Origin of the sequence: Azospira sp. I09 (assembly GCF_009177135.1) — a bacterium.
GTDB lineage: Bacteria > Pseudomonadota > Gammaproteobacteria > Burkholderiales > Rhodocyclaceae > Azospira > Azospira oryzae.
Genome location: NZ_AP021844.1, coordinates 1,939,141 through 1,949,492 on the forward strand (window position 1 = coordinate 1,939,141; position 10,352 = coordinate 1,949,492).

8 protein-coding genes are annotated in these 10,352 nt (G+C 61.3%); all 8 read right to left on the reverse strand.

Annotated features, from left to right (window positions below; all coding sequences use genetic code 11):
• Positions 1 to 73: 73 nt before the first annotated feature.
• Positions 74 to 1,087, reverse strand: a complete 1,014-nt coding sequence (locus tag AZSP09_RS09030) for a sulfate ABC transporter substrate-binding protein (RefSeq protein WP_014235382.1) — start codon at positions 1,085 to 1,087, stop codon at positions 74 to 76.
• 133 nt (positions 1,088 to 1,220) lie between these two features.
• A complete protein-coding gene (locus tag AZSP09_RS09035) occupies positions 1,221 to 4,139 on the reverse strand; it encodes an EAL domain-containing protein (protein WP_152089827.1) in 2,919 nt (972 codons plus the stop codon).
• Positions 4,136 to 5,170 (reverse strand): cytochrome-c peroxidase, encoded by a 1,035-nt coding sequence (locus AZSP09_RS09040; protein ID WP_152089828.1) that lies wholly within the window; start codon positions 5,168 to 5,170, stop codon positions 4,136 to 4,138. Before AZSP09_RS09040 ends, AZSP09_RS09035 begins: the two co-directional genes overlap by 4 nt.
• A gap of 234 nt (positions 5,171 to 5,404) precedes the next feature.
• A complete protein-coding gene (locus AZSP09_RS09045) occupies positions 5,405 to 5,668 on the reverse strand; it encodes a transposase (protein WP_152089829.1) in 264 nt (87 codons plus the stop codon).
• A 131-nt stretch (positions 5,669 to 5,799) separates the two neighbouring features.
• Positions 5,800 to 6,768 (reverse strand): UDP-glucose 4-epimerase family protein, encoded by a 969-nt coding sequence (locus AZSP09_RS09050; protein WP_172974728.1) that lies wholly within the window; start codon positions 6,766 to 6,768, stop codon positions 5,800 to 5,802.
• Positions 6,765 to 7,895: a glycosyltransferase family 4 protein gene (locus AZSP09_RS09055; protein ID WP_152089830.1), complete on the reverse strand. Its 1,131-nt coding sequence runs from the start codon at positions 7,893 to 7,895 to the stop codon at positions 6,765 to 6,767. The genes AZSP09_RS09050 and AZSP09_RS09055 overlap by 4 nt, the downstream gene beginning before the upstream one ends.
• A 10-nt stretch (positions 7,896 to 7,905) precedes the next feature.
• Positions 7,906 to 9,864 carry an asparagine synthase (glutamine-hydrolyzing) gene (asnB, locus tag AZSP09_RS09060; RefSeq protein WP_152089831.1) on the reverse strand — a complete coding sequence of 653 codons (1,959 nt, stop codon included), beginning with the start codon at positions 9,862 to 9,864 and terminating at the stop codon, positions 7,906 to 7,908.
• The gene (locus tag AZSP09_RS20735) at positions 9,864 to 10,349 is read right to left on the reverse strand and encodes an asparagine synthase-related protein (RefSeq protein WP_172974729.1); all 486 of its coding nucleotides are present in this window, start codon (positions 10,347 to 10,349) and stop codon (positions 9,864 to 9,866) included. The genes asnB and AZSP09_RS20735 overlap by 1 nt, the downstream gene beginning before the upstream one ends.
• Positions 10,350 to 10,352: the final 3 nt, after the last annotated feature.

Genomic DNA, 10,352 nt, shown 5'->3' on the forward strand with positions numbered 1-10,352 from the left:
GGTTTCTCAAACGACGGCGCCGGGGAGCCTTGCAGGCCGGCCCGGCGCCGTGGGGGTCGGGGGCGGGGGTGGATTACTTCTGCACGTAGAGCTGGTCGAAGGAGCCACCATCGACGAAGTGGGCCTTGGCCGCCTTGCTCCAGCCGCCGAACACTTCATCCACGGAGAAGGTCTTGATGTTGGGGAACTGGGCGGCATACTTCTTCAGCACTTCCGCATCCCGGGGCCGCAGGTAGTTCTGGGCGGCGTTCTCCTGGCCTTCCTTGGACCACAGGTAGTCCAGGTAGGCCTGGGCCTGCTTGCGGCTGCCCTTCTTGTCCACCACCTTGTCCACCACGGCCACCGGGAACTCGGCCAGGATGGAAACGCTGGGATAGACCACCTCGAACTCGCCGCGGCCGAATTCCTTGGCGATCAGCTCGGCCTCGGACTCGAAGGTGACCAGCACGTCGCCCAGGCGGCGCTGCATGAAGGTGGTGGTGGCATCCCGGCCGCCGGCGGCGAACAGGGGGGCGTTCTTCAGGATCTTGCCGACGAATTCCAAGGCGCTCTTGTCGTTGCCGCCGGGCTGCTTGAGGGCGTAGCCCCAGGCGGCCAGGTAGGTGTAGCGGCCGTTGCCGGTGTTCTTGGGGTGGGGCACGATCACTTCGACGCCGGACTTGGCCAGATCGGACCAGTCCTTCAGGGCCTTGGGATTGCCCTTGCGCACGATGAACACCATGGTGGAGGTGTAGGGCGAGGCGTTGTTGGGGAATTTCTTGGCGTAGTCCTTGGCCACCAGGCCCTTGTCGGCCAGGTAATCGACGTCGGTGGCCTGGTTCATGGTCACCACGTCCGCTTCCAGGCCGTCGGCCACGGCCCGCACCTGCTTGGAGGAACCGCCGTGGGACTGCTTCACCTCCACCTTCTCACCGGCCTTGGCCTGCCAATGCTTGGTGAACATGGGGTTGTAGTCCTTGTAGAAATCCCGGGCCACATCGTAGGAGGCGTTGAGCAGGGTGACATCGGCCAGGGCCGGGGCGACCAGGCCGCCCGCCAGGAGCAGGGCGGCGAACAGGCGGGAAACGGGGGAAACGGCGTTCTTCATGGGGGTTCCTTCCAGCGATGGCTGACTCTTCAGAAGCGAACTCTAAACAAGGTGTTTAGAACCACAAAGCTTCTTTGGCTATTTGTTTATTTGAGAAAACGCATAAAGCAAAGGCCCGTACGGCCCTTGCCCCTCACACCGGCAGACGGTTCTCACTGCGCTGCCAGTCGCCCTTGAGCAGGGGAATCTGGTGCGGCGGCACCGGTTTGCTGAACAGGTAGCCCTGCAGTTCATCGCAATCCAGGTCGCTCAGCACCTGCCACTGGGCCTCGGTCTCCACCCCTTCGGCGACGGTGCGCATGCCCAGGCCGTGGGCCAGGAGGATCACCGCCCGCACCACGGAGCGCGCCTCCCGGTCGTCCAGGAGGCGGGAGACGAAGCTGCGGTCGATCTTCACCTCGTCCACCGGATACCGGGAGAGATAGGAAAGGGAGGAATAGCCAGTGCCGAAATCGTCGATGGAGACCCGCACCCCGGCCTGGCGCAGGGTGCTGAAGATGGCCAGGATCTGTTCAGGGTCGTCGGCCAGGGAGCTTTCCGTCAGCTCCAGCTCCAGGCCGGCCGGGTCGATGCCGCTCTGGGTCACCACCTGCAGCACCTCCTGGGCGAAGTCCCAGCGCCGCAGCTGGCGGGCCGAGACATTCACCGCCACCCGCGGCACCGGCACCCCCTGCTCCTGCCAGGCCCGCAGCTGGCGGCAGGCGGCCACCAGGCACCAGTGGCCGATGGCGTCGATGAGGCCGGCGTTTTCCGCCAGGGCGATGAAGCTGTCGGGCATCACCAGGCCCCGGGTCGGATGGCGCCAGCGCACCAGGGCCTCGACCCCGGCGATGCGGCCGCTGCTGGCACCGATCTGGGGCTGGTAGTAGAGCAGCAGCTGCTCGCCCTCGACGGCCCGGCGCAGGTCGTTCTCCAGTTCCAGCCGCTCCAGGGAACGCTCGTTGTGGCTGGCGATGAAGAAGCGGTAGGCCGCCCGGCCGCCGTCCTTGGCCGCGTACATGGCCACGTCGGCATGCTTGAGCAGGGACTCCCCGTCCTCCCCGTCGGCCGGGTAGAGGGCGATGCCGATGGAGGTGGAGGCAAAAATTTCCCGCTCCCCGAGCCGCACCGGCTGGTCGAACTGGGCCAGCAGCTTGCCGGCGACGATGCTGGCATCCTCCGCCGACAGCACTTCGGGCAGCAGCAGGACGAACTCGTCGCCGCCCAGGCGGGCCAGGGTGTCGCCCTCCCGCAGGCAGAGGCTGAGGCGGGCCCCTACTTCCTTGAGCAGCAGGTCGCCCTGGTCGTGGCCCAGGGTGTCGTTCACCGCCTTGAAGCGGTCCAGGTCCAGCAGCAGCACCGCCAGCTTGCGCCGGGAGCGGTGGGCCTGGCGCAGGGCGTTTTCCAGGCGGTCGTAGAAAAGGCGGCGGTTGGGCAGGCCGGTGAGGGGGTCGTGGTAGGCCAGGTGGTGGATGTGGGCCTCGGCCTGCTTGCGGTCGGTGATATCGGTGAACAGGCCCACGTACTGGCTGACCTGGCCGGCCCCGTCCTTGATGGCGGTGATGGACAGCCACTCCGGATAGGTCTCGCCGGACTTGCGCCGGTTGATCACTTCGCCCTGCCACTTGCCCTGCTCCTGCAGGCTCTGCCACATCTGGGCATAGAAGGCCGGATCGTGCTGGCCCGAGGCCAGGATATGGCCCGGCGCCCGGCCCCGGGCGTCCGCCTCGGAATAGCCGGTGACCTCGGAGAAGGCCGGATTGACCGACTGGATGCGGCCCCGGGCATCGGTCACCACCATGGCCTCGCCCAGGCTGTCGAAGACCCGGGCCGCCAGATGCAGGCGGGCCTCAGCCTGCTTGATTTCGCTGATGTCGCGGAAGGAGGCCACGTAGCCGGCCTGGTCGGCGTCGCCCTCGCCGCCCCGCAGGGGCGCCCCCAGCACGGCCACCGGGAAGGCACTGCCGTCGCTGCGCACGAAATCGTCCTCGCCCTCGAACACGGCGCCGGTGGCCAGGGCCCGGGCCAGGCCGGAAACCTCGGCCGGCGCCGCGCCGGGCCACAGCACCGTGGCGGCATCGCGGCCGAGCAGGCCGCCCGGCGCCGCCCCCAGCAGGGCTTCGGCGCGCTGGTTGGCGAAGGTGATGCGCCCGCCCCGGTCCAGGGCCAGGATGCCTTCGGCCAGGGTATTGGCGATGTTGTCGAGGAAGGCATGGCTGTGGCCCAGCTCCAGGGCCGACTTCTTCAGCTCCACCATGATGTAGACCACGGTGGCGATGAGGAACAGGGCAAACAGGGCCAGCAGCAGGCGGTAGCTTTCTGCCTGCTTCAGGTCCTGGCGGTAGATTTCGCTGTAGTCCCGGTAGGAGGCCTCCAGGCTACCGGCGAAGGGGCTGCCGGTGAGTTCGTTGAGCAGGCTCTCCACGTCCAGGCGATGGCGCAGCACCTGCTGGCCGTGGGCCGTCATCAGCAGCACCTGGCGCCGCACCTCCAGGGGCCAGCCGACGACCTGGTCCTGCAGGGCGGAGAGGTCGGCGGCCACCGCCGGCATGTCGTCGGCCTCGCCGCGGATGAGGAACTCCATGATTTCCCGCCCCACCGTCGCCAGCAGGGCGCTGTGGGGCACGCTGCCGCGGCCGTCCGGGCTGTCGCTGGCACGCAGGAGCTGGCTGGAGAGATTGAGGAAGTGGTCCTGGGAATTGCGCAGCAGGGCGTTCTGCTGCTTGAAGCGCTCCAGTCCTTCCCGCTTTTCCTGCCACAGGGCCAGCACCGGAGTCATGGCCTCGCTGCCGTGACGCTGCAGTTCTGCCTGCAGGCGTTGCAGCAGGGCGGAAATGCGCTCGTCCGCCGCCGCCACCGCGTCGTAGTCCTGCAACTGGCGGTGGCGCAGCTTGAGCAGGTCCTGGTTGAGGCGGGCGTCCAGGGCGACGATCTCATGCACCAGGGCCTCGACCCGGGCCTGCTCGGCGACATCGGCCCCGGTGCTGCGCTGGAACAGCCCCACCAGGATGACGGTGAGGATCAGCACCAGCAGCCAGGGGGCGGCACCCTTCCAGGACGGCAGGCGGGTCATGGCCGCACGTCCCCGTTGAGGGACTGCAGGAAGGTGACGATCAGGGTTACATCCCGGGCCGGCAGTTCCACGCCCAACTGGTAGCGCCCCATGAGGGCCACCGCCTCGTCCAGGGAGGAAGTGGCGGCGTCGTGGAAATAGGGGGCGGTGAGCGCCACGTTGCGCAGGGTCGGCACCTTGAACACATGCCGGTCCTCGTCCCGGCCGGTGACGTTGAAACGCCCCATGTCGGCGGCGGTCAGGGCCTTCTTGTTGGCGAAGTAGTTGTCCATGACGCCGAAGCGCTGGAACAGGTTGCCGCCCACATTCACTCCCTGGTGGCAGGAAGAGCAGCCGTGGCGCTTGAACAGGCGGTAACCGGCCTTTTCCTCGTCGGACAGGGCGGTGTCGTCGCCTCGCAGCCAGCGGTCGAAGCGGGAGGGGGTGAGCAGGGAGCGTTCGTACTCGGCAATGGCGTGGCGCACCGTGGCCGCCGTCAGCCCGGCCGGGTAGGCACTGGCGAAGCGGCTGCGCAATTCCTTGTCGGCCTGCAGCTTGGCCAGCACCTGGTCCCAATCCGCCGCCATTTCCAGCGGATTGTGCACCGGACCTTCCACCTGCTCCTCCAGGGTGGCGGCGCGGCCGTCCCAGAACTGGCGGAAATTGAAGGCGGCATTGAGCACCGTGGGGGCATTGATGCCGCCCTTCTTGCCGTCCACGCCGCGGGATACCGGCATGCCGTCGGCACCGCCCCGCTGCAGGTCATGGCAGCCGGCACAGGCCAGGGAGTCGTCGCGGGAGAGGCGGGGATCGTTGAAGAGGAGGCGCCCCAGGGCCACCTTGGCCGGGTCCACCGGCAGGCTGTCGGGCAGGGGCAGCAGGGGCTCGCCGGGGCGGATCGGGGTGGTCGCCAGCAGGTCGGGCATGGGTTCGACCGCGGCATCGGGCGAGGCCGCCAGGCGCGGATACAGCAAGGCCCCCACCGCCGTAACGGCCAGTACGCAGATCACTGCGAACAGGCGCAAATTGGGAAGACCTGCCGGCTTCGCCATGGACGTGCTCCAACCTCGTTGAACTCGGCGCTTCCGGTCTGATGCCGGAATCCACCCTTAACCGACAGCATAAAACAAAAAAGGGACACCCATGAGCTTCAACGATTGGGGGGCTAGCGTACTGGGGTGGTGGTAGAAAGATATGCCAACCTAGCCCCGGGCCACTTGGCTTTAGCAGCTTCGTGACTTTATTCTGCGCGTGCTGGCTACGATTTAGTTATTGGCTTCGGCAGCCTAGAAATGAAAACGGCCCACATTGCGGTGGGCGCGCTCCTCGGTGACACGCTTCAATTCAGCCTTTAGCCTTCGAATCTCTGCCGACTGGCTTTGCTTTTCCTGCCGCGTCTCTGTCGATACACCATACGCCTTGCTCCAGGGCATGCGCACTATGAATTGACACTCTGAGCCGGTTAGCACTTTTGCTACAGGATATCCACGCTCCATCATCTGCTTGACCGCCTCGATCCTGAATTCTTCCGGGTAACGCTTGCTGCTCATGACTTCTCCTTTTACCTAAGTTTAAGGCTTCGGAGCGTCTACTGGTTCCGGGGCGATTCAGTGCCCCAGTCTCCACTGAACCAGCAAAAATTGGCACTCCCACAACCAATCCCAAGAAGGGCAAAAGTACATCAAATACGCGCGTCATGCAGCGCCATCTTTCTTAGTTGTTCGCCCATTGAAACTACAGGTTTCCAGCCAAGTAAGTCTCTGGCCTTGGAGCTATCGACCACCAGAGACCCCAACAGTCGGTCCGCCACAGCGCGCTTACCCAACAATCGGACTAAAGCCTGGATCCAGATGACCGGTACTGGCAATAAACGCGGGGGAACGTCATAGGCATTGGCCACCTTACGTAAAAGCTCAGTCGTAGAAACGTCTTCACCATCCGAAATCAAGAACACTTCATTCGCTGCGCGAGGTGAACGCTCAGGGTCAGCGCATAGAGCTATGAAATCCACTAGGTTCTCCAGAGCAATCAGCGAGCGTTTATTGTGCACAGCGCCGAGCGGTAGTGGCATGCCCTTGCACAGCCAGCGCACCATAGAAGCAAAATTACCTTTCACCTCTGGACCATAGACCAGCGGAGGGCGGATGATCACCACCTCCATATCAGTATTGCGCGCCAGCGCTACAAGGCCCTGCTCAGCCTCAAATTTCGAGATACCATAGGCATCTTCGGGGGCCGGGATATCCTCAGCATGAAAGGGAGTGTTTGATGCAGTACGCTCACCATTGACTTTGATTGAACTGATGTAAACAAAGCGGTGCACACCGGCTTTTGCCGCTTGTTCAGCTAAGGCCAGCGTGCCCTGCACATTGACCCTGCGGTATTCAAGCAACGGATCGGTAGATTCTTCCTTCATGATGTGCGCACGTGCAGCGCAGTGAATGACAACCCCGACCTCCTCCAAACAGGCAGTCCAGTCAGTGCTTGAGCCCAGTTCACTTACCCACTCAACCCTCACCTCGAGAGGGAGGTTTGTTTTTTTTTGCCGAACGGCAGCAATCAACGGACGCCGGCCAGAGGCCAGTAACTTCTGCAGCAGAGCTTGCCCCAAAAAGCCCGTGCCGCCTGTAACGAGCAAACCTTTAGTCACTTGTTCGTCCCGTTGGTCAGTTCGCGATAAATCACCAGGTGGGCATCCAGCACCTTCTCAATAGCGAATTCGCGCTCGGCCAAGACTCTGCCAGACGCACCCATCTGCTTGCGCCGGTCTTGGTCTTCAATCAAAGACTGAATTGCATCCGCCAGAGCCAAAGCATCCCGAACGGGTACCAAAAGGCCTGTCGCTTCTGGCTCGATGGCATCTCGGCAACCAGGAACATCGGTGGTTACCACGGCTCGACCACATGCCGCCGCCTCGATGAGCGCTTTGGGCAAACCTTCACGATATGAAGGCAAAACAACGATATTCGATTTGGCATAAAGATCAGGGATATCACTTCTATACCCCAGGACCTCCACGACCCCCTCTTTGCTCCAATCTGACAGCTCCTTTTCGGTGATTGATGTGAGATTACCTGGGTCAGGGGATCCTGCTAGGCAGAACCTGGCAACAACACCGCGCTCCTTCAGCACCCGAGCCACCTCAACGAACTCCCTCACCCCCTTGTCTTCTAAAAGACGGGCGGCAAACGTAATCACCGGTACACCTTCTGGCTCTGGTCGCATCGGGTACGCGGCAAGCGAAATCCCCGAGCCTCTGATCAGGGCTGTTTTCTCTTTACACACAGCCCCCATACCTATCAGTGATGCACGATCATCTGGGTTTTGAAAGATTACCTTCGCGTTCGGGTGCCCCAATGCGAGCTTATACAGCCACTCAACACCCCGGCGCACCCAGGAACACGTCTGGTTGCGATCAACAAATACTGTTCCCAATCCAGAAATGGCGGCCACCATAGCAGGCACACCTGAAAGTCTGGCCATCAAGCCGCCATACAGTACGGGCTTGATGGTTACCAAGTGGACAAGTTCAGGCCTGATTTTTCGCATCAGCCGATAAAGCCCCCACAAGGTTCGAAGTTCAGCCAATGGGTTGCGGCCACTGCGAGATATTGGCAAAAGGTGGTGCTCAAACCCCAACTCGGCAATCCGTTGGCACGCCATGCCTGGCGCCGTTGCGATGTGGACAGTAAATCCTGCATTTCTAGCCCCGATCGCCAAGGGCAGGCGATGCGACAGAAAAAATTCAGGGACGTTGACTACGAACAGCAGAATCACAGTTCTATACCTATCGCAGGTTTTCCAACCAAGCCTGGAACATCAACACATCCCAGAGCAGGTATTGCCAGTTCCGCTTTCCGGATAAATGCTCAGCCCATTTGGCACGGATGGGGCCGGGGTTGAAAAAGCCTTCGCGCCGCAGACGCCCCTCATCCAGCAAAGCTTCGGCCCAATCTTTGAGAGGCCCGCGCAGCCATACATCGATCGGTACACCGAAGCCCATTTTGGGACGCTCAATCAGCTGCTTGGGTACATGCCGATAGAGGACCTCTCGCAATATCCATTTACCTATACCATCGCGCAACTTCATTGACTGCGGGATACGCCAGGCAAACTCAACCACACGGTGATCCAGGAACGGAACGCGGCTTTCCAGAGAAACACCCATCGCCGCCCGATCCACCTTGGCCAAAATATCGTCCGGCAAATAGGTCAGACCATCCAGCGCCATCATCTGCTGTACGCCATCCAGTCCCCGTAAATTAGGGCGATGATCTGTCAGTGTGGTTGGCGGTTCAGCTCCCTGCAACACGATATCTGTAGGGCAAGGCCAATGGCTGATCAACCCCAAATACAGTTCTTCCAGTGTGCGTGAGTCCAGGACAGCCGCTCCCTTGTGCAGCTTGTCGCCAAAATTCGCGTAGCGAGAGGCAGTTGGCAGCCACCGTGTCAACTGGTTCCAGCGGTCGGGTGAAACCGAGGCCAATACCTTAGACACAACTTGCCGCAGCGCCAACGGAATCGGCTGCATCTTGTTCCACCACGCATTACTTATCACATAGCGGTTATAGCCACAAAATAACTCGTCTCCCGCATCACCGGAAAGCGAAACTGTCACATGTTGCTTCGCAAGCTCAGACACCAAAAAGGTGGGAATTTGTGACGAATCAGAAAACGGCTCGTCATACAGCAACGGCAATTTTGGTATAACCGTCATCGCCTGCTCCGGGGAAACATAGAGCTCTGTATGATCAGTGCCAAGGTGTTTTGCCACGGCCTTGGCATGCACGGCCTCGTTGTAGCCTTCCTCGTTGAACCCAATAGTGAAGGTTTTCACTGGACGTAATGACTGCGCCTGCATCAACGCCACGACTGTGGAAGAATCTATACCACCAGACAGGAAGGCACCCAGCGGTACGTCCGCCATCATCTGCTGACGCACTGCGTCCTTCAGCAAAATCTCCAGTTCGTCCACAGCCTGTTTGGCATTACCTGCGAACGGGCTCGCCACGCCAGTTTCTGCCACCTGTGCAAGCGACCAATACGCAGAAAGCTTCGGCTCACGTTCCCGCAGTGAAACCGTCAGGGAACATCCCGGGGGCAACTTGAAGATATTCCGGTAGATGGAATAGGGCGCCGGTATGTAGTTATGGCGCATGAAGAGGCACAACGCATCGCGATTCACCTCTGAACAAAAGTCCGGATGCACATGCAGAGCCTTTAGCTCAGAACCGAACAGGAAGCAGGCTCTCTCCCCCTGGCCCTGCCAACCATAGTAGAGCGGCTTTTCGCCTATCCGATCGCGCACCAAGGTCAGCGTTTGGCTCTCACGATCCCACACGGCAATGGCAAACATGCCAATAGCGCGCTCAATTGTTGCGATGATGCCCCACGTGTCAAATCCGGCCAGCAGAGTTTCCGTATCCGAATGCCCGCGCCAGCCCCCCACCGCCGTCACGCCAGTGCCGACTTTGTCGAGCTCGGCGCGCAAATCGAGATGGTTATAAATCTCCCCATTGAAAACGACCACATAACGCCCACTGGGCGACACCATTGGCTGATGGCCAGCCGGGGACAAGTCAACGATCGATAAGCGGCGATGCGCCAAACCGATACCGACAGCCCTGTCAGACCATAAACCGGAATCATCCGGGCCGCGATGCCTGATCGCATCCGCCATGCGGGATAAAGTCGCCTCGGCTGAATCACTTCCCGCCGCCGTCAGAAAACCAGCAATGCCGCACATTATTTGCCTATCACCCGTTGATGCCATTGAGGGTACATCAACATCATCCACAACACAGCGCGCCGATCCAATCCCATTTGATGCGCCCGCAAGACATCCGCCTCCACCTCCGCATTCAATCCGAATGCCTCAAGGTCTGCTGGATTGAGCAGGCCCTCCGCCCAATCTTTTAGCGGCCCCTCTAACCATTTTCTCACAGGCATGCCAAACCCCTGTAAAAGGCTCGCCGCCAGCCGGGCTCCACCCGGCAACTGTCGCTGACGCAGAGCTGCAATGCGCTTTGTCCAAGCAAAGCGCGGGTATCCGCCAAACAACTCATCGCCGCCATCGCCCGATAGGCACACCGTCACAGACTCGCGTGCGAAACGCGACACCAGATAAGTCGGTATTGAACTGTTATCCGCAAACGGTTCGTCAAAAAACCCGGCGAGCATCGGTAAAGCAGGATCAGTCTCTGGCCCCAGCCATCCGAAGATTTCACACATATC